Annotated in this window: 20 protein-coding genes, 35 tRNA genes, 1 rRNA gene and 1 other annotated feature; of the genes, 50 read left to right on the top strand and 6 right to left on the bottom strand. The window is 28.9% G+C overall.

Annotation, left to right across the window (positions count from 1 at the left end; genetic code table 11):
• Positions 1–3: 3 nt before the first annotated feature.
• The 35 genes from BN6774_RS17335 (at position 4) to pulA (ending at position 5211) form a co-directional block, all read left to right on the top strand.
• Positions 4–79 (top strand) — tRNA-His (locus BN6774_RS17335).
• Positions 80–87: 8 nt separating this feature from the next.
• A tRNA-Gln gene (locus tag BN6774_RS17330) sits at positions 88–162 on the top strand.
• A gap of 3 nt (positions 163–165) precedes the next feature.
• Positions 166–241, top strand: a tRNA-Lys gene (locus BN6774_RS17325).
• Positions 242–250: 9 nt separating this feature from the next.
• Positions 251–334: transfer RNA gene (locus BN6774_RS17320), tRNA-Leu, on the top strand.
• 26 nt (positions 335–360) lie between these two features.
• Positions 361–435 (top strand) — tRNA-Gly (locus BN6774_RS17315).
• 6 nt (positions 436–441) lie between these two features.
• Positions 442–515, top strand: a tRNA-Gly gene (locus tag BN6774_RS17310).
• A gap of 26 nt (positions 516–541) precedes the next feature.
• Positions 542–618 (top strand) — tRNA-Arg (locus BN6774_RS17305).
• Between the two features lie 6 nt (positions 619–624).
• Positions 625–700, top strand: a tRNA-His gene (locus tag BN6774_RS17300).
• A gap of 8 nt (positions 701–708) precedes the next feature.
• Positions 709–783 (top strand) — tRNA-Gln (locus tag BN6774_RS17295).
• A gap of 3 nt (positions 784–786) precedes the next feature.
• A tRNA-Lys gene (locus BN6774_RS17290) sits at positions 787–862 on the top strand.
• Positions 863–871: 9 nt separating this feature from the next.
• Positions 872–955 (top strand) — tRNA-Leu (locus BN6774_RS17285).
• Between the two features lie 26 nt (positions 956–981).
• Positions 982–1056, top strand: a tRNA-Gly gene (locus BN6774_RS17280).
• 6 nt (positions 1057–1062) lie between these two features.
• A tRNA-Gly gene (locus tag BN6774_RS17275) sits at positions 1063–1136 on the top strand.
• A gap of 26 nt (positions 1137–1162) precedes the next feature.
• Positions 1163–1239 (top strand) — tRNA-Arg (locus tag BN6774_RS17270).
• Positions 1240–1245: 6 nt separating this feature from the next.
• A tRNA-His gene (locus tag BN6774_RS17265) sits at positions 1246–1321 on the top strand.
• An 8-nt stretch (positions 1322–1329) separates the two neighbouring features.
• A tRNA-Gln gene (locus tag BN6774_RS17260) sits at positions 1330–1404 on the top strand.
• A 3-nt stretch (positions 1405–1407) separates the two neighbouring features.
• Positions 1408–1483, top strand: a tRNA-Lys gene (locus tag BN6774_RS17255).
• A 9-nt stretch (positions 1484–1492) separates the two neighbouring features.
• Positions 1493–1576, top strand: a tRNA-Leu gene (locus BN6774_RS17250).
• 26 nt (positions 1577–1602) lie between these two features.
• Positions 1603–1677 (top strand) — tRNA-Gly (locus BN6774_RS17245).
• 6 nt (positions 1678–1683) lie between these two features.
• Positions 1684–1757: transfer RNA gene (locus BN6774_RS17240), tRNA-Gly, on the top strand.
• 26 nt (positions 1758–1783) lie between these two features.
• Positions 1784–1860, top strand: a tRNA-Arg gene (locus BN6774_RS17235).
• 6 nt (positions 1861–1866) lie between these two features.
• Positions 1867–1942, top strand: a tRNA-His gene (locus BN6774_RS17230).
• Positions 1943–1950: 8 nt separating this feature from the next.
• Positions 1951–2025 (top strand) — tRNA-Gln (locus tag BN6774_RS17225).
• Positions 2026–2028: 3 nt separating this feature from the next.
• Positions 2029–2104 (top strand) — tRNA-Lys (locus BN6774_RS17220).
• A 9-nt stretch (positions 2105–2113) separates the two neighbouring features.
• Positions 2114–2197 (top strand) — tRNA-Leu (locus BN6774_RS17215).
• 26 nt (positions 2198–2223) lie between these two features.
• Positions 2224–2298: transfer RNA gene (locus BN6774_RS17210), tRNA-Gly, on the top strand.
• Positions 2299–2304: 6 nt separating this feature from the next.
• Positions 2305–2378: transfer RNA gene (locus BN6774_RS17205), tRNA-Gly, on the top strand.
• Positions 2379–2404: 26 nt separating this feature from the next.
• Positions 2405–2481 (top strand) — tRNA-Arg (locus BN6774_RS17200).
• Positions 2482–2487: 6 nt separating this feature from the next.
• Positions 2488–2563, top strand: a tRNA-His gene (locus BN6774_RS17195).
• 8 nt (positions 2564–2571) lie between these two features.
• Positions 2572–2646, top strand: a tRNA-Gln gene (locus BN6774_RS17190).
• Positions 2647–2649: 3 nt separating this feature from the next.
• A tRNA-Lys gene (locus BN6774_RS17185) sits at positions 2650–2725 on the top strand.
• 9 nt (positions 2726–2734) lie between these two features.
• Positions 2735–2818, top strand: a tRNA-Leu gene (locus BN6774_RS17180).
• Positions 2819–2845: 27 nt separating this feature from the next.
• Positions 2846–2920 (top strand) — tRNA-Gly (locus BN6774_RS17175).
• 6 nt (positions 2921–2926) lie between these two features.
• Positions 2927–3000: transfer RNA gene (locus BN6774_RS17170), tRNA-Gly, on the top strand.
• A 231-nt stretch (positions 3001–3231) separates the two neighbouring features.
• Positions 3232–5211: a type I pullulanase gene (pulA, locus tag BN6774_RS17165; RefSeq protein ID WP_066896019.1), complete on the top strand. Its 1980-nt coding sequence runs from the start codon at positions 3232–3234 to the stop codon at positions 5209–5211.
• 310 nt (positions 5212–5521) lie between these two features.
• On the opposite strand, the gene BN6774_RS17160 is transcribed toward pulA, so the two are convergent.
• Both BN6774_RS17160 and BN6774_RS17155 read right to left on the bottom strand, forming a co-directional pair.
• Positions 5522–6745, bottom strand: coding sequence for a tyrosine-type recombinase/integrase (locus BN6774_RS17160; protein ID WP_066896016.1), 1224 nt, complete (start codon positions 6743–6745; stop codon positions 5522–5524).
• A 103-nt stretch (positions 6746–6848) separates the two neighbouring features.
• Complete coding sequence (locus BN6774_RS17155; RefSeq protein WP_066896013.1) at positions 6849–7304, bottom strand: helix-turn-helix domain-containing protein; 456 nt, start codon at positions 7302–7304, stop codon at positions 6849–6851.
• A 150-nt stretch (positions 7305–7454) separates the two neighbouring features.
• On the opposite strand from BN6774_RS17155, the gene BN6774_RS17150 reads away from it, so the two are divergent.
• From BN6774_RS17150 to BN6774_RS17140, 3 genes are all read left to right on the top strand, one after another.
• Positions 7455–7658 carry a helix-turn-helix domain-containing protein gene (locus BN6774_RS17150; RefSeq protein WP_066896008.1) on the top strand — a complete coding sequence of 68 codons (204 nt, stop codon included), beginning with the start codon at positions 7455–7457 and terminating at the stop codon, positions 7656–7658.
• 489 nt (positions 7659–8147) lie between these two features.
• Positions 8148–8645: a hypothetical protein gene (locus BN6774_RS17145; protein ID WP_066896005.1), complete on the top strand. Its 498-nt coding sequence runs from the start codon at positions 8148–8150 to the stop codon at positions 8643–8645.
• Between the two features lie 169 nt (positions 8646–8814).
• Complete coding sequence (locus tag BN6774_RS17140; protein ID WP_066896002.1) at positions 8815–9201, top strand: hypothetical protein; 387 nt, start codon at positions 8815–8817, stop codon at positions 9199–9201.
• 351 nt (positions 9202–9552) lie between these two features.
• Here BN6774_RS17140 and BN6774_RS17135 read toward each other — a convergent pair whose 3' ends face one another.
• Both BN6774_RS17135 and BN6774_RS17130 read right to left on the bottom strand, forming a co-directional pair.
• A complete protein-coding gene (locus tag BN6774_RS17135) occupies positions 9553–9759 on the bottom strand; it encodes a hypothetical protein (protein WP_066895999.1) in 207 nt (68 codons plus the stop codon).
• Between the two features lie 16 nt (positions 9760–9775).
• Positions 9776–10399, bottom strand: a complete 624-nt coding sequence (locus BN6774_RS17130) for a recombinase family protein (protein WP_066895996.1) — start codon at positions 10397–10399, stop codon at positions 9776–9778.
• 460 nt (positions 10400–10859) lie between these two features.
• On the opposite strand from BN6774_RS17130, the gene BN6774_RS17125 reads away from it, so the two are divergent.
• Positions 10860–12053, top strand: a complete 1194-nt coding sequence (locus tag BN6774_RS17125; protein ID WP_066895993.1) for an SEC-C domain-containing protein — start codon at positions 10860–10862, stop codon at positions 12051–12053.
• A 293-nt stretch (positions 12054–12346) separates the two neighbouring features.
• Here BN6774_RS17125 and BN6774_RS17120 read toward each other — a convergent pair whose 3' ends face one another.
• Positions 12347–12580: a hypothetical protein gene (locus BN6774_RS17120; RefSeq protein ID WP_159426851.1), complete on the bottom strand. Its 234-nt coding sequence runs from the start codon at positions 12578–12580 to the stop codon at positions 12347–12349.
• A 251-nt stretch (positions 12581–12831) separates the two neighbouring features.
• Here BN6774_RS17120 and BN6774_RS17115 point away from each other — a divergent pair, with 251 nt between their 5' ends.
• From BN6774_RS17115 to BN6774_RS17070, 10 genes are all read left to right on the top strand, one after another.
• Positions 12832–13251: a restriction endonuclease gene (locus tag BN6774_RS17115; RefSeq protein ID WP_066895988.1), complete on the top strand. Its 420-nt coding sequence runs from the start codon at positions 12832–12834 to the stop codon at positions 13249–13251.
• Positions 13252–13781: 530 nt separating this feature from the next.
• Complete coding sequence (locus BN6774_RS17110; protein WP_066895985.1) at positions 13782–15200, top strand: replication initiation protein; 1419 nt, start codon at positions 13782–13784, stop codon at positions 15198–15200.
• A 290-nt stretch (positions 15201–15490) separates the two neighbouring features.
• On the top strand, positions 15491–15829 hold the full coding sequence (locus BN6774_RS17105) for a type II toxin-antitoxin system PemK/MazF family toxin (RefSeq protein WP_066895983.1): 339 nt from the start codon (positions 15491–15493) through the stop codon (positions 15827–15829).
• Between the two features lie 140 nt (positions 15830–15969).
• Positions 15970–16842: a ParM/StbA family protein gene (locus tag BN6774_RS17100; protein WP_066895980.1), complete on the top strand. Its 873-nt coding sequence runs from the start codon at positions 15970–15972 to the stop codon at positions 16840–16842.
• A complete protein-coding gene (locus BN6774_RS17095) occupies positions 16842–17135 on the top strand; it encodes a hypothetical protein (protein ID WP_084767092.1) in 294 nt (97 codons plus the stop codon). The genes BN6774_RS17100 and BN6774_RS17095 overlap by 1 nt, the downstream gene beginning before the upstream one ends.
• Before the next feature lie 203 nt (positions 17136–17338).
• The gene (locus BN6774_RS17090; RefSeq protein ID WP_235829634.1) at positions 17339–18325 is read left to right on the top strand and encodes an ABC-three component system protein; all 987 of its coding nucleotides are present in this window, start codon (positions 17339–17341) and stop codon (positions 18323–18325) included.
• Positions 18309–18536, top strand: a complete 228-nt coding sequence (locus BN6774_RS17085) for an ABC-three component system middle component 6 (protein WP_066895978.1) — start codon at positions 18309–18311, stop codon at positions 18534–18536. The genes BN6774_RS17090 and BN6774_RS17085 overlap by 17 nt, the downstream gene beginning before the upstream one ends.
• Positions 18527–20272: a DUF2326 domain-containing protein gene (locus BN6774_RS17080; protein ID WP_066895975.1), complete on the top strand. Its 1746-nt coding sequence runs from the start codon at positions 18527–18529 to the stop codon at positions 20270–20272. The genes BN6774_RS17085 and BN6774_RS17080 overlap by 10 nt, the downstream gene beginning before the upstream one ends.
• A gap of 212 nt (positions 20273–20484) precedes the next feature.
• Positions 20485–21564: an acyltransferase family protein gene (locus BN6774_RS17075; RefSeq protein ID WP_066895972.1), complete on the top strand. Its 1080-nt coding sequence runs from the start codon at positions 20485–20487 to the stop codon at positions 21562–21564.
• 148 nt (positions 21565–21712) lie between these two features.
• Positions 21713–22180, top strand: coding sequence for a hypothetical protein (locus BN6774_RS17070; RefSeq protein WP_066895969.1), 468 nt, complete (start codon positions 21713–21715; stop codon positions 22178–22180).
• Positions 22181–22365: 185 nt separating this feature from the next.
• On the opposite strand, the gene BN6774_RS17065 is transcribed toward BN6774_RS17070, so the two are convergent.
• Positions 22366–22442: transfer RNA gene (locus tag BN6774_RS17065), tRNA-Arg, on the bottom strand.
• A gap of 510 nt (positions 22443–22952) precedes the next feature.
• Between BN6774_RS17065 and BN6774_RS17060 the strand changes: the two genes are divergently transcribed.
• Positions 22953–24468: ribosomal RNA gene (locus tag BN6774_RS17060) — 16S ribosomal RNA — on the top strand.
• Between the two features lie 259 nt (positions 24469–24727).
• Positions 24728–24913, top strand: a sequence feature (23S ribosomal RNA rRNA prediction is too short).
• Positions 24914–25061 lie beyond the last annotated feature (148 nt).

The following is a 25061-nucleotide window of genomic DNA, read 5'->3' as shown; positions in this document are numbered from 1 at the left end:
ATGGTGAACGTAGTTCAGTTGGTAGAGCGCCAGTTTGTGGCACTGGTTGTCGTGGGTTCGAGTCCCATCGTTCACCCCATTAAATACTGGGATATCGCCAAGCGGTAAGGCACCGCACTTTGACTGCGGTATTCGTAGGTTCGAATCCTGCTATCCCAGCCATGTGGTTTACTAGCTCAATCGGTAGAGCACTTGACTTTTAATCAAGGTGTACCGGGTTCGATTCCCGGGTAAGCCACCAAATATATATGCAGATGTGGCGGAATTGGCAGACGCACTAGACTTAGGATCTAGCGCCATTGGCGTGGGGGTTCGACTCCCTTCATCTGCACCATATATATTTTAAAAATGAAAAAATAAGCGGAAGTGGCTCAATGGTAGAGCGTCACCTTGCCAAGGTGAATGTTGCGGGTTCGAGTCCCGTCTTTCGCTCCATAATATGCGGGTGTAGCTCAATGGTAGAGCCCTTGCCTTCCAAGCAAGTTACGTGAGTTCGATTCTCATCACCCGCTCCATAAACATAATATATTAATGGTAATATGCGTGTTTAGCTCAGCTGGATAGAGCAACGCCCTTCTAAGGCGTGGGCCAGGAGTTCGAATCTCTTAACACGCACCATAAATGGTGAACGTAGTTCAGTTGGTAGAGCGCCAGTTTGTGGCACTGGTTGTCGTGGGTTCGAGTCCCATCGTTCACCCCATTAAATACTGGGATATCGCCAAGCGGTAAGGCACCGCACTTTGACTGCGGTATTCGTAGGTTCGAATCCTGCTATCCCAGCCATGTGGTTTACTAGCTCAATCGGTAGAGCACTTGACTTTTAATCAAGGTGTACCGGGTTCGATTCCCGGGTAAGCCACCAAATATATATGCAGATGTGGCGGAATTGGCAGACGCACTAGACTTAGGATCTAGCGCCATTGGCGTGGGGGTTCGACTCCCTTCATCTGCACCATATATATTTTAAAAATGAAAAAATAAGCGGAAGTGGCTCAATGGTAGAGCGTCACCTTGCCAAGGTGAATGTTGCGGGTTCGAGTCCCGTCTTTCGCTCCATAATATGCGGGTGTAGCTCAATGGTAGAGCCCTTGCCTTCCAAGCAAGTTACGTGAGTTCGATTCTCATCACCCGCTCCATAAACATAATATATTAATGGTAATATGCGTGTTTAGCTCAGCTGGATAGAGCAACGCCCTTCTAAGGCGTGGGCCAGGAGTTCGAATCTCTTAACACGCACCATAAATGGTGAACGTAGTTCAGTTGGTAGAGCGCCAGTTTGTGGCACTGGTTGTCGTGGGTTCGAGTCCCATCGTTCACCCCATTAAATACTGGGATATCGCCAAGCGGTAAGGCACCGCACTTTGACTGCGGTATTCGTAGGTTCGAATCCTGCTATCCCAGCCATGTGGTTTACTAGCTCAATCGGTAGAGCACTTGACTTTTAATCAAGGTGTACCGGGTTCGATTCCCGGGTAAGCCACCAAATATATATGCAGATGTGGCGGAATTGGCAGACGCACTAGACTTAGGATCTAGCGCCATTGGCGTGGGGGTTCGACTCCCTTCATCTGCACCATATATATTTTAAAAATGAAAAAATAAGCGGAAGTGGCTCAATGGTAGAGCGTCACCTTGCCAAGGTGAATGTTGCGGGTTCGAGTCCCGTCTTTCGCTCCATAATATGCGGGTGTAGCTCAATGGTAGAGCCCTTGCCTTCCAAGCAAGTTACGTGAGTTCGATTCTCATCACCCGCTCCATAAACATAATATATTAATGGTAATATGCGTGTTTAGCTCAGCTGGATAGAGCAACGCCCTTCTAAGGCGTGGGCCAGGAGTTCGAATCTCTTAACACGCACCATAAATGGTGAACGTAGTTCAGTTGGTAGAGCGCCAGTTTGTGGCACTGGTTGTCGTGGGTTCGAGTCCCATCGTTCACCCCATTAAATACTGGGATATCGCCAAGCGGTAAGGCACCGCACTTTGACTGCGGTATTCGTAGGTTCGAATCCTGCTATCCCAGCCATGTGGTTTACTAGCTCAATCGGTAGAGCACTTGACTTTTAATCAAGGTGTACCGGGTTCGATTCCCGGGTAAGCCACCAAATATATATGCAGATGTGGCGGAATTGGCAGACGCACTAGACTTAGGATCTAGCGCCATTGGCGTGGGGGTTCGACTCCCTTCATCTGCACCATATATATTTTAAAAATGAAAAAATAAGCGGAAGTGGCTCAATGGTAGAGCGTCACCTTGCCAAGGTGAATGTTGCGGGTTCGAGTCCCGTCTTTCGCTCCATAATATGCGGGTGTAGCTCAATGGTAGAGCCCTTGCCTTCCAAGCAAGTTACGTGAGTTCGATTCTCATCACCCGCTCCATAAACATAATATATTAATGGTAATATGCGTGTTTAGCTCAGCTGGATAGAGCAACGCCCTTCTAAGGCGTGGGCCAGGAGTTCGAATCTCTTAACACGCACCATAAATGGTGAACGTAGTTCAGTTGGTAGAGCGCCAGTTTGTGGCACTGGTTGTCGTGGGTTCGAGTCCCATCGTTCACCCCATTAAATACTGGGATATCGCCAAGCGGTAAGGCACCGCACTTTGACTGCGGTATTCGTAGGTTCGAATCCTGCTATCCCAGCCATGTGGTTTACTAGCTCAATCGGTAGAGCACTTGACTTTTAATCAAGGTGTACCGGGTTCGATTCCCGGGTAAGCCACCAAATATATATGCAGATGTGGCGGAATTGGCAGACGCACTAGACTTAGGATCTAGCGCCATTGGCGTGGGGGTTCGACTCCCTTCATCTGCACCATATATATTTTAGAAATGAAAAAAATAAGCGGAAGTGGCTCAATGGTAGAGCGTCACCTTGCCAAGGTGAATGTTGCGGGTTCGAGTCCCGTCTTTCGCTCCATAACATGCGGGTGTAGCTCAATGGTAGAGCCCTTGCCTTCCAAGCAAGTTACGTGAGTTCGATTCTCATCACCCGCTCCAAAAAAGCTTACGATTTTTCGTAAGCTTTTTATTTTTAATATAAATAATTTGTATTTTTATTTTTTATATGCATATATGTAAATTGGTAGTGCAATTTACATATATGCATTTTTTTACTAAATAACAAAAAATTATTATACAATTTGTATTTAAAAACAAAGATAAATAATAAAAGTAAAAAGCAAAGTTTTTTATAATATAATTAGGATATTCAAATGGGGGAGGGTGATTATGATTAAATTATTTGATAAATATGAAATAAATGATTTTGATAAATTATATGAATATACTGGAGAACTTGGAGCTATTTATAATAAGAATAAAACTTATTTTAAGCTTTGGGCACCATTAGCAGAAAGTGTTGAAGTTGTTTTTTATGGGAAAGACGGGTACGATTATAATTCCTCTCAAAGAGAAATTGTAAAAATGAGTTATAAAGATAGAGGAGTTTGGGAAGTTCAGGTTAATGGAGATTTAGATGGAGAGTTTTATAATTATGTTATAGAAAGAAATGGTATAAAGAATGAAGCTGTAGATCCATATGCTAAAGCTGTTGGAGTCAATGGTACTAGGGGAATGGTAATTGATTTAAAAAGAACTAATCCATTAGGATGGGATAGTCATAAAATCCCTAATTTAAATAGTCCACTAGATGCTATTATTTATGAGGTACATGTTAGGGATTTTACAATAGATAACAGTTCTAGAGTAGAAAATAATATAAAAGGTAAGTTTAAGGGATTTTGGTTTGAAACTTCTAATGAAAAGAATAAAATCAACACTGGAATAAATCATTTAAAAGAATTAGGTATAAATGTTATTCAATTACTTCCTTGTTTTGATTATAAAACTGTTGATGAAAGATATTTTAATGATGAAAATTATAATTGGGGTTATGACCCATTAAATTATAATGTACCAGAAGGATCATATTCCACTAACCCATATTTTGGAGAAGTTAGGATAAGAGAATTTAAAGAGCTTATAATGAAATTACATGAAAATGGGCTTAAGGTTGTAATGGATGTAGTTTTTAATCATACTGCAGATACAGATGAATCTAGTTTTAACAAAATTTTGCCAAAGTATTATTATAGGCAGAATAATGATGGAAGTTTTTCAAATGGATCTGGATGTGGAAATGAAATAGCTTCAGAAAGGGTAATGGTAAGAAGGTTTATATTAGATTCACTTAAGTATTGGGTAAATGAATATAAAATTGATGGGTTCAGATTTGATTTAATGGGATTACATGATATCGAGACTATGAAAAAAATTAGAAAAGAGCTTGGCGAGAATATACTAATATATGGGGAAGGATGGAAAGCAAGTTCATCACCTCTAGAGAATAAGGATTTATCCTTAAAAGAAAATATCAGTAGGTTTGAGGATCTACAAATAGGTGCTTTTAGTGATGATATAAGGGATGCAATAAAGGGAAGTGTATTTGTAGATGAAGAGGGTGCTTTTATTAATGGTGGACATGACTACGAGGAGACTATTAAATTTGGTATTGTAGCATCTACAAGGCATAAGGATATTAAATTTGACAAATTAAAATATTCTAAAATACCCTGGGCAGTTGAGCCTTATCAAGTAATAACATATACTTCAGCCCATGATAATTATACTCTTTGGGACAAGTTATCATTAGTTAAACCATTAGCTACGAAAGAAGAAAGAATAAAGATGAATAAATTAGCTGCAGCAATAGTACTAACATCTCAGGGAATTTCTTTTATACACTCCGGTGATGAAATACTTAGAACTAAAAAAGATATAGATGGAAAATTAATTGAAAATAGCTATAAATCATCTGATTATGTAAATAAATTTGATTGGTGCAGAAAAGAAAAATATATCGATGTATTTAATTACTATAAAAAATTAATAGAGTTAAGAAAAAATCATAGAATATTTAAAATGAATACAGCAAAAGAAATTAATGAGAATATTAGTTTCTTAAATCTAGATAATAATTTAAAAAATGTTGTTGCTTATGTTGCTAATGGAAATAAAGTTAATGATTCTTTAGGAAAAATAGCAGTAATATTTAATGGTAATAAGCATAGTATTGATATAGATTTAAATCATAATAAATTTATTGCTGTATTAGATGGAAAAGATATAAATGAAAATGGGCTTTATGAAATAGAAAGCAGTTTAGTTAAAGTAAAACCTATTTCAGCTTTAATTTTAAAATATATATAAATAAAAGGATTGTCACACAATGAAAAATTAATAAAAAAACTCCGTAGGAGTTTTAAAAACTAAATTAGTTTTAATTATTAATTCTTAAAGAGGTTGTCCGTTGGACAACCTCTTGTGGTGCACCTAGAGGGATTTGAACCCCCGACCGATGGAAACTAGATAGTTTTTTTATATTAGTTTATTTCCATATAAATTCTGTTTAGTTCGTTATATTTCGATTGTTTAAGTTTATAGATGTTTATATTAATTTATATTAATATAATTGCCAAGTCGTAAAAATGTCGTAAAAAATAAGCTCTAAATAAAGAGCTTATAAAGGAAAATTATTTATTAAATTCTTTTTATATTCTTTTGTAAAATGAGTATAAATATCAACTGTAGTAGAGATATTCTTATGGCGAAGTAATTCTTTTACATGAACAATATCATTTCCAATTTCAAATAATCTAGATGCACAAGTGTGGCGTAGAGCATGGAATGGTTTATCATTAATATTATTTAGTTTAAGAATTCTTTTATATCTTTTTCGCAAATTGGAAGGTTCAATTATTTTTCCGAGTTCAGTGCAAAAAACTAAAGCCATATCTTCGTACTTATCATTAGCTAATTCTTTTTCTTTATCTTGTTTTTCTTTATGTTGAATGAAGTAGGGAATTAATTGCTCTGGAAGAGGAATAGTTGCATAGCTACTTTTATTTTTTAAAGCTGTTAATTTCAATTCTGATTGATTAGTCTTAATATTTTTAATACGTCTTGCAGAGTACTTAACCTTTAAGGTATGGTCTTCTAAATTAATACAAGACCATTTTAGGCCGAGAATTTCACCAAGTCTTAGACCTGTTGAAAGGGCAAGTTTATATAAAAGTTCGTCTCTATTACCAGCAATAGCTTTTAAAAAAAGTTTCTGTTCAGAAGGAGTGAAAAAAACAATCTTATTGTCATTATATTCATCATTCATATTAATAAAATCTTTATTATCTTTTGGAATGTGTAGAACTTTTGTGAAGTCTCTTGTTATTTTTTCAGATACAGCTGCATAACTAATGAAAGGCTTTATAAGTTTATTGATAAATGCAATAGTATTAGTTGATACACCAATACTATAAAGCGTATTATAGTATTCTTGAATATGAGTAACATTTAAATTAATTAATGGAATATCTCTAATTAATAATTTTCTTGAATCTATATCTGAAACACTTGATAAATTCAAAAAAGTATCTATGTTCAAAATATAATTATTGAATACGCCCCAATAGCGTTCAATTGTACTTTCACTTAATCCCTGAATAAACTTTACATTTAAAAGCCAATAGTTGAGTAATGAACCAAAAGTTTCTTTATTATTAGATAGTAAACATTTATTTAAAAGAGATAAATGCTTATCTATCTTTTCATTTAATTCAGTTACAGTTAAACCATAAAAATCTTTTCTCTTTGGCTTTAGAGTTAAAGGGTCTTGTCCAACTACAACCTTTTTATAAAAATATTTCTTGCCATTAATGATTCTTGTAGGTGTTGATTTTTTAGCCAATAGAGTCACCTCTTTCTAATTAAATATATTTAAAATATAAGGAGTAAGGTTACATCCAATTAAATCTAAATAAGAATAAATTGGATGTGAATAAATTGATAATTTACTTGTCTAGATTTTTAATTAATCTTTCTAGATAACTTGAAGTTGGATTAATTAAATTTCTATATTCTAAGAAATTCTTTGTTAACACATAAAACATTTTGAGTAAATAAGCTTCATCAGTATCTGATATATAGGGAGCTCCATTACCTTTATTAATTTCATGATTACTATATTCTTGTAACAACTCACCAAATGCATCGACAAAATCCTTGTTAGGATTAAATGAGTTATCATTTGGTTTACCGCCAATTAGTTCATTTAAATCTATATTGTATTTTTGAACTAATATAGATAAAATTTTTAAACTAGGTTCTCTTAGGTTTTGCTCATAGTTTGAGTAAGTAGAGCGTTTTACACCTAGTATTTCAGCTAATTCAGTCTGTTTTAAATTATGTTCAATTCTAATTTTTTTTAAGCAATCACCTATATTAATATTTATATTATCATTATCCATACTAATCACTCCTTCTAAATCATTTAAATATAGTATAAAACTAAAAATGTGGAATAGTCAACATATAAAATATAAAATTAGTGGAATATTGACACGATATATGGAGTTATAATATAATTAATACACAAATATAATCGAACGAGGTGTGGTATGAAGATTGAAAGTAAAGAAATAGAAAGGGATTCAAATGAACTATTAACTAAAAATGAAGCTCAACAAATACTTAAGGTAGGACACAATACAATGTTAGAGTTATTAAAGACGCGTGAATTCAGTTTTAAAATAGGAAATAAGTGGTTTTGCAATAAAAATCTTATGCTTGAATGGATGGATAGGCAGGTTTTATGTAAGTAAAAATAATAAATATAAATAAAATGTTTTAAAAGGTACATATTAAAAATAGATTATGTTTTAAACTGATTTTGATAATATATGATAAATTAAAAAGAGCAGTGAAAATTTCACTGCTCTTTAGTTATATAATGTAATTGTGTAGTAATATATATTTATTATGTATCTATTTAGAATAAAATTCAAAAGAAGTATAAATAATAATTACCAACATTTATTTAAAAAACTTTCTTATAAAATTTACTTAAATAGGATAAGTAATATATGTATTTTTAAGATAAAATAGAATTTTAGTTTTATTAATAATACTGAAAAATAAATAATAGTACCAATTATGGTGTTTAATGATATAATTTTAAATATAATATATTTGGTAATAAAAGATAATTTTTAAAAACGTAGCAACAAAAAATTAACTGAATATAATGATGAAGAATTTGCTTGAGAATATAAGAATAATTTATAAATGATTGGTATAAGGTGGCAAAGTATATGAAAATATTAAGTTTTCTAAAACTAAAGAAAAAACAAAAAGAGGAATTTAATAACAAGTTAGATACAAACATAAACACTCTTAATATTGTTTATGGGCAAATTCTTTATTGTAGAAATGGAGAAAGGGTTATTTTTGTGGGCCTATATGGAGATATTATTAAAGTTAAATATAATGGAAAAATTCATGAAAGACCAATAAGCTGTATTGGAACTAAACTTTTTATAAATAATCCTATATGTGATTCAAATAATGAAAATAAAATATGTTATGAGGATTATACAATTCCAGATTCTTATCATGATGATTATATAAGTCCATGTTCTAATGAATTAATAGAATATGGACAATATATTGAAAACTATATTTCAGATGAAGAACTAATGTATATTAAGGAACATGAAGAAACTCCTTTAGAACGTATGCATAGGATAGATAGAGAAAGGGAAGAAAGGGCGAGGGATAATTATAATAAAAAATATAGAACGCTTTATTAAATATAGTTAAATAATTTAGATAATAAATATGCTTATGTATTAAAATAACAATTAATTTAGAATATAAATAAATATATTACATATTTATTTGCTTATGTTTTAATACAATGTTGAAATTATATAAATTTTAAATAATAAAAAAATCAAGAATTATAGATGAGGTATAAAAATGAAATTAAAAGAATATGTAGAATTATCTAATTCAAACAAATTTACTATTAAAGTAGTAGCAAATAATAAAATCATAGACATAAACGAGTTTGGAAAAGAGAACTTATTAAATCATAAGTATGTAAATTATCCAGTAAAAGAAATAAGCGAAAATTTAGTAACTATTGATGCAAGTAGTATGAATAGATATATTTGTACATTTTTAGCAGGTAAGGAGGAACATGAGCTAGTTGTAGAGGCTTTTAATGAGAAAGAAGCTAAATTAAGAGGGCAATTTGAAGTGTTTAGACAAAGACTGTTTAAAGGTAAGTTAATAGCAACGGTTGAACCAGATACAATTGGACCAGGAGATATTAAATTAGTAAATCTTAAAAAAATAAAATAATAAATTAAAAAGATGTGTAAAAAATCACCAACAGGTTCCGATTTGAGGTTCAAAACAATGAAATCACATGCAAAATCACCCCACAAATTACAACTGTAATCGCAAAAATAAAATGATAAAAAGTGGAGATAATACTATGCTAAATTTAGTCTTATCTCCACTTTTATTTAATTAGTAATAATAATACAATTGCGTAATAATATTATATTTTATTATACACTTATTTGGAATATAACTCCACGATAGATGAGTAGAAAGATTATCAACATTGACTTAAAAAATAGCCTGAAAATAAAATTTAAGTATTTTATATAAAAGTTAAGTTATTAAAAATAAGCCAAGCAGATTGGCTTATTTTTTTATTTTAATTTCTGTACTTAACTTAATAATAGCATTATTAAGTGCATTTATTACTTGAACTTTGTTTTCGGAATTTACTTCGTAAGCTTTCTCTTCTACAATTACAAATGAATATAAATAATCATCTTCTCTTAAATTTTTTAATGCTTGTTTATAATTATAAAGTTTTTTATTTAAATCAATTCTTTTTAGTTTCACTAAATTACCTCCAATATTATCTTAATGTTTTTTCATATTCTTTAATTCTTCTGTAAAATGTGTTGGGTTTTAGATTGAGTGAATTAATGAAATATTTAGTTTTAATCTCACCAGCTTTCCATGATTTATAAAGATGTTGGAAGTGAGGAGAGTGATAATCTATTTGAATTTTAGGAGCACCAAATTTTACATTTCGTTTTTTTGCTGAAATTATTCCTGAAAGTTGGCGTTCTCGAATAAATAATCTTTCTTGTTCACTTACATAAGATAATATTTCTAAAATTAAATTAGAAACAAAGTTTCCTAAAAGGTCCTTATTTTGACGTGTATCTAAAAGTGGCATATCTAAAACAACTATATCTACTCCGAGCGAGGTGATATCCCTCCACTGCTCCATGATTTCTTGGTAATTTCTACCAAATCTATCGAGCGATTTCACATAAATTACGTCAGATTTTCTACATACTTTCTTCAAAAGTAAAAAGTTTTCTCGATTAAAATCTTTCCCTGATTTTGAATCAATAAATATATCTCTTTCGTCAATATCTAGATTATATTCTTTTATACAATCTATTTGACGATTTACTGATTGTGAAGAGCTAGACACTCTTGCATAAAAAAATGATTTAGAATTATTCATTTATATAATCAACCTCCTTTTCAAAGTTTTAGAATTATATCATAAAATATTTCAAAATATTAAAAATGATATTGAAATAAAATATTTCAATAAAAGTACTTTTTGAAACATAAAAACTAATCATTATTAATACATTTATAACTATTTCAAATACTATACTTTTTGAAATATATATTTAAGATTTAAATTATTTAAAATGAATTATTTATGATTATATAAAAATATTTATGTTTTATTAACTATTTAATTTGAATAACTAAAGAATCAGTATGTTTAGCTACTATTTTATAGCTGAAACTATAAAGTATATATTTTATATATTTAGATAAAAAACAAAAGATAAAATAACTTAACAGTATATTATTAATATAAATTTTAATAACTAATTAATTTATGGTAAAAGTTAACATGATGATATAAAATATATATTAAATAAAAATCTATAAGGTGAGGTATATTAATGTTTAATAAATTTAAAATATTAAAAAAAGAGGAATGTCCTTGTGGAAGTAAAAAAAAATTTGGTGAATGTTGTTTTTTAAAAGAGAGTAGAAAATTTTATAATGAAAAAGAAGCATTATCTGTAATATCAAAAAATGCAAGGAAGAGTAGGATTAATATTTGTTTATGTAATGAATGTAAATCTAAAGCAATAGGTGCACATGCTTTGCAAGAAAATGGAGTATTATCAAAATTAGCAGTGGATAAATATGTATTGATGCAAAATAAAAAAGAAAACGCAACAATGTTAGAAATAGAAAAAGGTATAAAAGAAGCATTTTACTTTTTATCTGAAGTTTTGATAAAGGATGCTACAGTTCAAACATGTTTTTGTAAAAACCATGATGATAAAATATTTGAAGATATAGAAAAATATAATAAAATATTTTCACCTACTAATTTAAAACAATTATTTCTTTTTGCATATAGAACCTTTTCTTTTGAGTATTATGCTGAAATTACTTCTAATAAATTTTATAGGAATATGTTTAAAGATGTACCACAATTGATAAAAAAAACAATTCTAATAACTAACTATAAAGAAAGTTTAAAGAAAAAAGAAGAAATGGATTATTACAAAAATCTTTTTGATGATATTATTATTAATGAAAAGTATTCTGAACTCGCTACAGTTGTAATTGAATTTCCTTATACAATAAAGTTTGCTAACTATATGTGTATAGCACCTAATTTTGATTTAATGGGCAACAATATTAATGTATTTGATAAGAAATCTAAAATGATGAGGAGAGTGTTTATAACTTCATTTCCTAAAGATGAAAAATCATATATTTTAATAAGTGTATTTAAAAGAGATATTAATGTATATGAAAAATACTTAAAATCGTTTGAACAAGTTTCAAAAGAAGTTATTAAATATTATTTTAATTGTATAATTCCCTTAATTTCCGAAAATTTAATACTTAGTCCTGATTTATGGGATGAATGGGATGAAATTGGACAATGTCTTGTTCAAACAGCTGTAAGTGAACCTAATCCAACAAGGGTTTTATTAGGATTAAAATTAATACTATGTAATTTATCTAAAAAAGATAAAAAAAATTTTATGCTAAATAATATTAAATACAATATATTTGGAAAAAAGAATTTAGACTCTAAAATTAAGATTATAAAAAACCAAATTAACTTTTAGTTTTTATAAAAATTTAAATCATCATATTTGTTGAGAAAAGTTTGGTGCTATCTAATATAATTTGTATTTAGAACTTTTACATTTAGTATTTACTATCCATTATTCACGCCTTTTAAATACTACAATATTTACTATGAATACTTAAATAATTTTATGATTACTATAGTCTATTTATGTATAAATTTAGATATAAAAATAAGGTAAATAATATCTAATATTACTTACCTTACTTTTATTATCTATATACTATTAAATCTATCATAATCTATTTAATAAAAGCTAAGTCTATTTATTTAATCACCATATTCTTGTTCTAAAAGGTAATTTAAAAAGATGAAAAAACAAGTAGAGTAATTTATTATAAATATTTCATCATCTACATAAATCATATCATTATCAATTATTAAATATTCAGCCATTTGTGTTGAGAAAATAGTATATAATTCAAATGCATCTTTAGAATTAAGTTTTAATAACTCTTTATGCATTTGAGTAACTTCAAGTAAATTAGTTTGTATAACAATCACTCCTATATAAATTATTGAATTATTATTAATTCTTAAAATTATAGCAGATATTAATTGTAATTTTGTAGAAACAGAACATAGTTTTAAAAATATGTAATTAGTATATTATGGAGAATTTGGAGTGGGAATAGTATAATTATTTTGTGGAAATTTATAGGTGGATATATAGGTATGAGAAAACCAAAGACAATAGATAATAAAAAGTTTGGTAAAGTTGGTGATGAATTTAAAAAGAATATATTAAAAGAAAAATGAGATATCTTATTGTAGATTGTATTAAGCATGAAAAACTTGGAAATGAAGAATATTATGCTCAAGAGTTATTTGAAGAAGTTTATGGATATTTATCAAAAAATATGCTAGAAAGTAATAAAGGTGTATATAACTATGTAGTATATGATTCGGATGTAGAATCGAAATTTGCTCAAGATATGGAACATAATGATAGAGTAAAATTATATGCAAAATTACCAGGATGGTTTACTATTGATATTCCTCTAGGAAAATATAATCCTGACTGGGCTGTATTTATAGAAAAGAATAATGAAGAGAAGTTATACTTTATATTTGAAACAAAAGGAAGTATAATATCTGAAGATTTAAGAGATTGGTCACCAGAACACGAAAAAATGGGTAAGGGTGTAACCTTAAGTAAAGATGAGCTTATATAGTTAAAAGAATTACTAAATAAAATTGAATTATAGAAGATTTAAAAAGATAGTTTTAGGATAGATACTAAGACTATCTTTTTATTTAAAAATAGCAATAAAAAATCCTAAGATTTTTATTATATCAATAATCAACTATTTAGGTATAAAATAAGACTATATTAGGAGAAGGATATAAGAGCTTTTAATATTAAAGGGTTAAGAATGATTTTAAGGTAAAATAAGTCATGCTTTATTTAACTTTTTAGGCAAAAGAAATCACGCTTTTTATGAGATTTTGGTAAAAATAATCACGCTTTTTTGAGTAGAAATATAGTAGTAATTTTATATAATATAGTTATTAAAAATAATTATATTATATAAAATTGTATATTTTAAGAAAATATTTATTATAAAATATATAGGTAAAAGGATATTTAAAAATAATTATATAAATGAATATAGTTAAATAAGTAATATGTTTTTAACAATATGAGTATTTAAAAACAGTGATTTTATTTATCTTAATTAAAATAGATGATAGAGGAGAAACTATGGATAATATAGTAAAGAAGACAGAATATATGATAAAAGAGCTTAGATATAGTCATATTAATTTTGCAATGATTGTTGCATTGGCATTAGGAAAAATAGAGCAAAATGAAATATTAACTTCGGTGGAAGAAGATATTAAGGTAAGTCTTCCTTTATTAGAATGTGCTGAATTTTTAGGATATAAAAATAATAACCCTAAAACTTCAAAAGATAGTATTAGTGCACTGATTAAAAAAGGAATTAAGGAGACGTTAGTAACAGTATATGATAGTAATGATGAATTAGAACGTAAGATTCTTATAACAGAATACAAGACAAGCTTAAAACGTAATGAAATTATTATATTTTTTAATAAAGAGTTGTTAAGCCGTATGTATATAAAATATAAAGATGAGAATGGTAATATTTGTAGTAATAGATATATTCATTACAACTTAGAGATGTTTAGAGGGTGTAGTAATTTATATACGTATTATTTATATGAGTTATTTAAGTTATATTCTTACAAGAAAGTTACATATGACTTAACTTTTGAACAATTAAAAAGTTATCTTAATATAGAATATAAAAATGTGGAGGGAAATAATGAATTAAAAAATACTAAGAATAAATCCTATGTTGATTATAAGATATTTAAAAGAACAATACTATCTCCAGCTATTAAGTATATTAATGAGAATACTGATTTGAATATTGATATAATTAAGGAAATTAAAAATAAAAGAAAATATATATTTAATGGAAAAGAGAATGAGGTAGTATCTCTAGAAAGAATATTTTTTAAAATAAGCAATAATAAGAATTCGAAATACAAAGTTGGTATAATGTCTGACCTTGCCAAACTTTATGGAGAATCTATAGAAGAAAGTGAGTTAAGGATAGAAAAATTAAGAGAAGCTCTTAAAAACGAAAAAGTTTATGTAGATAAAAATCAAATTGTTGTATTAATATTAAGTTGTAAAGATGAGACTTTAGTTAAACTTGCTCTGTTAGAAGGTAGAGATAAGAAGAAAGTTACTAATTTAGGAGGCTATGTTTATAATAGAATTAGTGAGCTTTTAGAAAATGATGAAGTAGACAATTATAAAAAGGTTATGATTGAAAAATATAAAAATAATATAAAGAAAATTAAAAATAATAAAAAGAAAATTAAAAATAAGCAATTTGAACTTACAGAAGAGATGAGAAAAGATGAGAAATTAGTTAGAATATATGAAGTTTATAAAATTAATAAGGGGAGTGTAATGGAAAATGATGTAAAAGCAATGATGGATTGTTTACTTAAATATAATTATGAGAGGATAGAATCGGCTATACATATATGTTTTAATGAAGCGATTAACAAAGGAATTATAATAAATTCATTTAATTACATAAAAAAAATGCTTGAAGATGGTAGGTTTAATGGAAGAGGTTAAAAAGATAATCAACCTCGAAAATCAAGTTCTGATGGATTTGATGAATTTTTAAAAATGCATAATATTAAGCCGTAGCTAGATTTAAAATTAAAATATGCATAAATATAGATTAATATAGGATTTAAATAATTAGTTGTAATAATATATTAGTATGAAATCAATTAAAAAATTTAAAAGTATTAATATTTTTATTTATTATTAAACTATTTCTGATAAAATACTTAGATTTAATATGAAAATATTTGATTAAGATAAAAAGTATTTATTAAATTAGTTTAGGAGGATATAAAATGTTAATTAAAAGAGGAAACATCGTATTAGTTGATTTGGGTAAAGCAAGAGGAAGTGTTCAAGCTGGAATAAGACCAATGGTAGTTGTACAAAATGATATAGGTAATATATATAGTCCTACATTTATTGGAATTCCAATAACAAGTAAAAAGAATAAAAGAAAATTAATAACTCATAAAGTGTTGGAGGGATATGAGAAGTTAGTTAGTGATTCAACTGTAATTACAGAGCAAATTTTAACCATAAACAAAAACCAAATAGTAAAATACATATGTAATTTAAAAGAAAAGGATATAATAGATATAAATAAAAAGATTGCTATTAGTTTAGCGTTATAAAATTATTTACAATCATTATGTGCTATGAGTAGAAAGCTCATAGCATTTTTTTTGAAAAAGTATAAAAAATAAAAAGGATTAATTTAAATTTGATATAATCTTTTGCTATAAAATTTTAATAATGAAGGAGAAGATTATATATGATTAATATTACAGTAGACCTTGGAAATTATAATGTTAAATTTATGGGAGATAGAAAGGGAATCTTTAGTTCAAAATATAGCACAAAATTTAATTCTAATTCAGAGATGTTTGAGAGAATAGAATATGATGGAGAAATAACTTATATAGGAGTCGGGACACTAGACAATGAATTTGTAAAAGTGAATAAAAATTATATGGCATCCTTGTTGTATGCAATAACAAAAGCCACAAACGAAAGCGATATAAACTTATGCCTACTACTACCAGTAGGGCAAATGCCGAATAAGGAAAAATATATAAAAAGATTAGAGAATAATACATTTAACTTTAAAGTTAATGGACAGTCAAAGACAATTAATATATTTAAAGTTGCTGTTTTGCCAGAATCTTATAGTGCTTTTTATGCTATAAAAGATAATATTATTAGTAGCGAAGATGGAATTATTCCAGATGTACTTGTGATAGATATAGGCAGTAGGACTGTCAATTACACAAGTTTTTTAAATGGAAAGATAGAAAAGAATTTTACTGAAAGATTAGGGGTGTTAGATTTTTACAATACTGTAAAAGAGATTGAAAATGCAAATGGAGAAGATTATGTGGATGAGGATATTGAAAGGTTAATAAATACTAATAGAATTGTTGTTGATTCTAAAATTTATAAAGATTTTTTTAAAGATATTCTCAATAGAACAAAATCAAAAGTAAATATAAAAAATTATAAAGTTTATTTTACTGGTGGAGGTGCATTAGTATTAAGAGAATTTATAAAAACTAATACTCCTGCAACTGTAATAGATGATGCTGTTTTTGCAAATGTTATTGGAGCTCATAAGTTATGTGAAATGGTTTGGAGAGGAAATAACTAATGATGTTGAGTAAAAGATTTTATATTACATTAAATCCTTCAAAGAAAAAAGATAAACTAATATTAGATTTTTTAAAATCAAACTATAGCGAATCAGAAACTATAAAAAGTATATTGTACCTACATGCAATTCAAGGGAGCAATAAGGTGCAGTTAGATGCTAAAGGGATAGAAAAAGTTAATGATAAAGTGCATCTTATTAATGATGTTAGCATCGAAAAGGTGCAAAAAGGTGATGAACCTAATAAGGTTGACTTAGAGATAGATGATGATATTATGAACATGTTTAAATGATTTAAAGCTGCATTATTTGCAGCTTTTATTTTAAGTCTATATAAAGTAAAGCGATAAAAATTATAGGAAATATGATAAGAGATGCTGTATAAATTTATTTTTATGAATTAATCTATAGCAAAATTCAATATGAGTCATTAGGAAATATATGCTATAATTACATAATAAATATAATAATATATATAAATAAGGGGATTTGGGTTATGAGCATTAATCGTATAGAATATTTTAATTATATAGAAGAAAAGCTAAGTATACTTTCAACTAGGATTAATAATAGAGGAAAATTAAATATTCTAGATGCTAATCTACATTCAGAGAATTTTTATATGGAGTTATTAAATTTACTATATGACTTTAAATTAGAAAATTTAAATACATCAAATCAGAATGTTGAGGGAATAGATTTAATAGATTATAAAAATAAGTTAATTATACAAGTATCATCTACGACAACTAAACAAAAAATAGAAAGTTCATTATCTAAGGATATATTTAAATCATATAATGAATATAAATTTGTATTTGTTTCAATAGCAAATAATGCAGATAATTTGCGTAGAAATAATTTTAAAAATCCTAATAAAGTAAGTTTTAATCCAAAGAATGATATATATGATATACCACGTATATTAAAAGATGTATTTGCATTAAGTATAGATAAACAAAAGCAGATATATGAATTTATTAGAAAAGAATTAGGAGATAGTTTAGATATTGTAAAACTTGATTCCGATTTAGCAAATATAATAAATATTTTATCTAAGGAAAATTTATCGAATATCAAGCAATCAATCAATATTGATAGTTTTCAAATAGATAAAAAAATAGAATATAATAAATTGAATTTAGCTTCATTTATTATAGAAGATTATAAAATATATAATGGACATGTAGAAAAAAAGTATATTGAATTTGATAAGTTAGGAGTAAATAAAAGTTTTGCAGTATTACAAACTATTAGAGGTAAATATATTGAGTTATGTACAAATGGAAAATGTCAAAATGCTGATATATTATTTTTGGAGATTATTAAAAAAGTAAAAGAGTTAATTCTAGCAAGTAAAAATTGTATTGATTTATCTTTTGAAATGTTAGAGTTATGTGTGAATATTTTAGTTGTAGATGCATTTATTAGGTGTAAAATATTTAAGAATCCAGAGGGGTATAATTATGTTATTACCAGATAATATGAAACCAGAATTAAGCATATATTACAATGGAGGAGTTGTATTATCAAGTTTAAAGAGTAAACCTAAGCAAGATTTAATTGAACTATATAAAAGTATAAAAGAAAATCATGAAATAACATTCTCTGTATTTCTATTATCATTAGACTGGTTATATTTAATCGATTTAGCAAAATATAATGAGAGGGGTGAAATAGAGTTATGTTTATAAAGTTATTAAAAATATCATGTGGCGAAATAGTAATACGTGAAATGTATTTCAGAAAAGGTATTAATTTAATTGTTGATGAAACGATAGAGGTTTCTAATGATGATAGTATTAATAATCAGAAAACAGGAAATAATGTTGGAAAGACTACTGTACTTAAATTGATAGATTTTTGTTTGGGAGGAAAAGCTAAAAATATTTATTCAGATACAGAATCAGGGAAGCAAACATATGATTTAGTTAAGGAATTCTTAATTGACAATGAGATATTAATAACATTAATATTATGTGACGAGTTAGAGAACGAAGAGTCGAGAGAAATTAAAATTGAGAGAAATTTTCTACCAAGAAAAAAGATGATTCGTAGAATTAATAATGAGCAATTAACTGAAGAGGAATTTGAAGAGAAGCTACAAAAGTTAATTATACCAACTATAAAAACTAATAAACCATCTATTAGGCAAATAATATCTCACAATATTAGATATAAGGACAATAGTATAAATAATACATTGAAAACTCTAGATAAATATACTTCTGACGTTGAGTATGAGAATTTATACTTATTTTTGTTGGGATGTGTTTTTGAAGAAGGAGAAGAAAAGCAAAGAATTTTAATAAAAATTAAACAAGAGAGTTTATATAAAGATAGATTAGAAAAACAAGAAACAAGAACAGCTTATGAAGCAGCATTGGAATTAATAAAGAGCGAAATACAGGAGTTAAATAAGAGAAAATCAAAATTAAATATAAATGAAAATTTTGAAGAGGATTTAAATAAATTAAATGTAGTTAAATATAAAATAAATAGAGTTAGTTCAGAAATTAGTAATTTAAAATTGAGAGAAAATATTATTATAGAAAATAGAGATGAGTTAAAAAAGGGTGTAAGTAATATAGATATTGAACAGTTAAGATTACTATATAGTCAAGCTAAAAGTAATATTAGTAATCTTCAAAAGACTTTTGAAGATTTGGTTAAGTATCACAATACAATGGTTTTTGAAAAAATGAAATTTATTGAAAAAGATTTACCTTTTTTAAAGCAAGAGATAGAGAAAAAACAGAGCTCTTTAGATGAATTATTAGAAAAAGAAAAAGATTTATCAGAAGTTATTGCAAAAAGTGATTCATTTAAAGAATTAGAGGTTTTAATTGGTAAAATTAATGAGAAGTATAGGCAAATGGGAGAATATCAAAATGTAATTTCCCAATTGGAAGAAGTTGAAAAAAATATAGAAATATATAAAGAAGATTTAAAGAAAATAGATGAAAAGATATTTTCTGATGAGTTTGAACAGAAAGTTAAAATTCAAATTAATAAATTTAATAAATATTTTGCAAGTGTATCAGAGAGTTTATATGGTGAAAAGTATGCAATGAAATATGATATTATAGAAAATAAAAATAAACAAAATATATATAAATTTAGTGCATTTAATGCTAATATGAGTTCAGGAAAGAAGCAAGGGGAAATATTATGTTTTGATATAGCATATGTGTTATTTGCAGATAATGAAGGAATTCCTTGTTTACATACACTTTTAAATGATAAAAAAGAGCTAATTCATGGAAATCAGTTAGTTAAAGTAGCTAATTATATCGAGGATAAAAATATACAGCTTGTAATATCTATATTAAAGGATAAATTGCCAGAAGCGTTAAGAAAAGATGAGTATTATGTGGTAACATTATCACAAGATGATAAATTATTTAGAATAGAAAATAAATTAATATAGATTTAAATTAGGTACCTATAATATTATAGGTACTATTTTATTATTAGGCTCTGTTTTAACTTAATGTTGATAATTAGCAATTCTATTGTGGAATTATATTCCAATTAAGTATATAATAAGAATATATATTGTTACGTAATTGTATTTAATGAGAAGTTGATTTTATTTTAAATCTTTAGACAAATAGGCAGTTAATTTAGGAGGAGATGTTTATGGACAATCGGTATAGTATTAAAGAAATTAACTATATTAAAGGAATAGCTATAGTATTAGTTTTTATTGGGCATGCAGCTACGCCCTCGTTTTTAGAGAGACCTTACAGTTATGAATTAATTGTACAATTAATATACTCTTTTCATATGTCATTATTCTTTTTAGTATCTGGATTTTTATCATGCAAAGTTATAGATATGAATTTGAAGGAGGAGTATTTTAATTATGTAAAATCAAAATTTTATAGATTGATAGTCCCATTTTTAACAATATCATTTATAACTAATTTTATGATACTTATTTTAAAGTATATAGTTAATGAGCCAGTAACTATAAATTCATTGATTGATATGATTAAAACAATAATTTTATACCCAGAGAATGGTGTTATGGGGTCTCTTTGGTTTTTATATACATTATTTGTTGTCAGTATAATATCTCCATTTATCATCAAATTACCTATAAAAATAACATTTACTGTATCTTTATTATTAAATATATTAGTACCACAGTACAAAAACTTTTTATCAGTTAGTAGAGTAAGTTTCTTTTTAATATATTTTCTTATAGGTTTATATTATAGAAAATACTATTTTAACAATAAAAAGATTAATGTTAAAGGTATAACTACTTTTAAAAAAGTAATCATTTGTATAATATCACTAACGTCTGTCTTTTATTATTCGTATATAATAGCAAATCAAATATATATTTCTAGATATGTTTTGAGTATATTAAATTTTCTATGCGGGTTATTTGGAATGATTTTGATACTTATCTTTATAGAAAAGATAAGAAATTTTAAAATATGTGCAAAAGTCTTATCATTTTTAGGAAGATACTCGCTAGATATCTATCTATTATCTTGGTTTTTTCAAATAGTATCAATGATATTAACAACAAAAGTACTAAAAATAACTAATTATAATCTATTTTTCATAAGTAATATAGTTATTGGCTCTCTATGTATTCCATTTTCAATATATATACTTAGAAAATTTGCAATTCTTAAATTCTTATTATTAGGAGAAAAGAGTGTAAAAAATTCGTCTATTAAATCTTTAAATTTTAATAAGTAAATATGAATAAATTTTCGATAAAGTCCTAATTTAGTGATTGAAATTTGAGGAATCATAGTATTATATTGGCGATATTATAAATGAGAATTCAAAATTGCTTTATATAATAGATTAAATTAATAATCTTATAATTTATGAGGAGATTGAAATGAATAAAAAGATATTTTTAAAATTAGGAATAGGGCTAGTATGTCTGTCACTTGTCGCATGTGGACATAAAAATAATTTAGAAGGAGAAGAAGATTCTTCTAAATCAAGTTCAAGTAATTCTGTTATCACTACTCAAAATTCTGGAGGAGATAGTATAAACACTACATCTCCTCCCATTGAAAATTTAGAAGATAATAACCATCAAGATGTAAACCAAGATACGCAATCAGATATAGAACAAGATATTCAAGAAGAATCAACTGAAGATGAATACTATATAATAATAAAAGATGCTTGGCAGAAACAAAGGGATTATATTGAATCTATTGATGACGCTAAAGTAAAGCAATCAATACAAACCTCAAGGTCTGCTGCTATTATGGAAGCAAATAGATTGCTTATAGAACATCCAGAAGATTCAGATGCTATAAATTCAAGTTTAAAGAGGGTTCTTAATGATGAATGATTTTAATCTATTACGAACTAAAAGAGCAGTGAAATTTCTACTGCTCTTTTAAATTCAGAATGTATTATCAACATCAGTTTAAAACATAGTCTATTATTAATATAAATCAATAGGAATATATTATTTAGGTATTATGTCGTAAAATTTGACGTAAAAAATACTTTACATCCATAAGATGTTTACAATGGTGCACCTAGAGGGGCTCGAACCCCCGACGCCTGGATTCGAAGTCCAGCGCTCTATCCAACTGAGCTATAGATGCAAAAATATTACAAAACATATTATATTATGAATAAAAATTAATTGCTAGGTTTTAAATAAAAAAACATATAAATTGAAACTTATATAGGGTAATTTCATAATTATTAGCCTTAAACATATCCTAGTGTATCAATATATATAAAATAAAGAAATTAATAAAATATTAAAGAATAAATTATATAATTTAGAATAAATAGACTAGAAGAATATTTACAAAAACTAAGCTGTGATACAATAGTCAATGTTCTTGGGAATGAAGTCAAATAAAAGAAAAAAATATGTTGACAACAAAAACCCAAGATGATAATATATAGAAGTCGCTTGAGAGCGATGTGATAAATGATCTTTGAAAATTGAACAGAATATAAGTTAAGTAAAATAAACCAGCAATTCTTTTAAGTCTTAAGTGAGAATCTAAATTTTAATTTAGCTATTCGAACTTACAACGCTGACAATAGGAAGCGTTGTTACATCATAAGACTCAAAGTAATTTGAGCAACAGATTAAACTTTTTATTGAGAGTTTGATCCTGGCTCAGGACGAACGCTGGCGGCGTGCCTAACACATGCAAGTCGAGCGAGGGGAGTTTCTTCGGAAACAAACCTAGCGGCGGACGGGTGAGTAACACGTGGGCAACCTGCCTTATAGTGGGGAATAGCCTCTCGAAAGGGAGATTAATACCGCATAACATTGCACTTTCGCATGAAAGAGCAATTAAAGGAGCAATCCGCTATAAGATGGGCCCGCGGCGCATTAGCTAGTTGGTGAGGTAACGGCTCACCAAGGCGACGATGCGTAGCCGACCTGAGAGGGTGATCGGCCACATTGGGACTGAGACACGGCCCAGACTCCTACGGGAGGCAGCAGTGGGGAATATTGCACAATGGGGGAAACCCTGATGCAGCAACGCCGCGTGAGTGATGAAGGTCTTCGGATCGTAAAGCTCTGTCTTCAGGGACGATAATGACGGTACCTGAGGAGGAAGCCACGGCTAACTACGTGCCAGCAGCCGCGGTAATACGTAGGTGGCGAGCGTTGTCCGGATTTACTGGGCGTAAAGGGAGCGTAGGCGGACTTTTAAGTGAGATGTGAAATACCCGAGCTCAACTTGGGGGCTGCATTTCAAACTGGAAGTCTAGAGTGCAGGAGAGGAGAGTGGAATTCCTAGTGTAGCGGTGAAATGCGTAGAGATTAGGAAGAACACCAGTGGCGAAGGCGACTCTCTGGACTGTAACTGACGCTGAGGCTCGAAAGCGTGGGGAGCAAACAGGATTAGATACCCTGGTAGTCCACGCCGTAAACGATGAATACTAGGTGTAGGGGTTGTCATGACCTCTGTGCCGCCGCAAACGCATTAAGTATTCCGCCTGGGGAGTACGGTCGCAAGATTAAAACTCAAAGGAATTGACGGGGGCCCGCACAAGCAGCGGAGCATGTGGTTTAATTCGAAGCAACGCGAAGAACCTTACCTAGACTTGACATCTCCTGCATTACTCTTAATCGAGGAAGTCCTTTCGGGGACAGGATGACAGGTGGTGCATGGTTGTCGTCAGCTCGTGTCGTGAGATGTTGGGTTAAGTCCCGCAACGAGCGCAACCCTTATTGTTAGTTGCTACCATTTAGTTGAGCACTCTAGCGAGACTGCCCGGGTTAACCGGGAGGAAGGTGGGGATGACGTCAAATCATCATGCCCCTTATGTCTAGGGCTACACACGTGCTACAATGGCAAGTACAACGAGATGCAATACCGCAAGGTGGAGCTAAACTATAAAACTTGTCTCAGTTCGGATTGTAGGCTGAAACTCGCCTACATGAAGCTGGAGTTGCTAGTAATCGCGAATCAGAATGTCGCGGTGAATACGTTCCCGGGCCTTGTACACACCGCCCGTCACACCATGAGAGTTGGCAATACCCAAAGTTCGTGAGCTAACCCGTAAGGGAGGCAGCGACCTAAGGTAGGGTCAGCGATTGGGGTGAAGTCGTAACAAGGTAGCCGTAGGAGAACCTGCGGCTGGATCACCTCCTTTCTATGGAGAAATCTAGTAAGCAAGGCGCTTATCTAGTATAACTTAGAAGATGGTTTATCTTAACTTTCTGTTCAATTTTGAAGGACTAAAGTTCTTCAAAATGTTCTTTGAAAATTGCACATGAATAAAAATAACAACAAGCCAAAAATATTCTTTGTGAATAACTTTGTAATAAATTTTGAAATAACCTTACTCAGTAAATGAGTAATAAAAAGGTCAAGCTACAAAGGGCGCATGGTGAATGCCTTGGCATCAGGAGCCGATGAAGGACGTGATAAGCTGCGATAAGCTTCGGGTAGGCGCACATAGCCAGTGATCCGAAGATTTCCGAATGAGGGAACTCACATGGGAAACCCCATGTATCCTGTAATGAATAAATAGTTGCAGGAAGGTAAACCTAGGGAACTGAAACATCTAAGTACCTAGAGGAAGAGAAAGAAAAATCGATTTTCTTAGTAGCGGCGAGCGAAAGGGAAAGAGCCCAAACCAGAGATTTATCTCTGGGGTTGCGGACAGAACATAACGGGAAATTATGATTAATTGAAGACAACTGGAAAGTTGCGCCACAGAGTGTAATAGCCACGTAAGTGAAA

Source organism: Clostridium nigeriense, from assembly GCF_900086595.1.
Classification (GTDB): Bacteria; Bacillota; Clostridia; order Clostridiales; family Clostridiaceae; genus Clostridium; species Clostridium nigeriense.
Note: the sequence above shows the minus strand (reverse complement) of the source record. Positions and strands in the feature narration are given on the sequence as shown.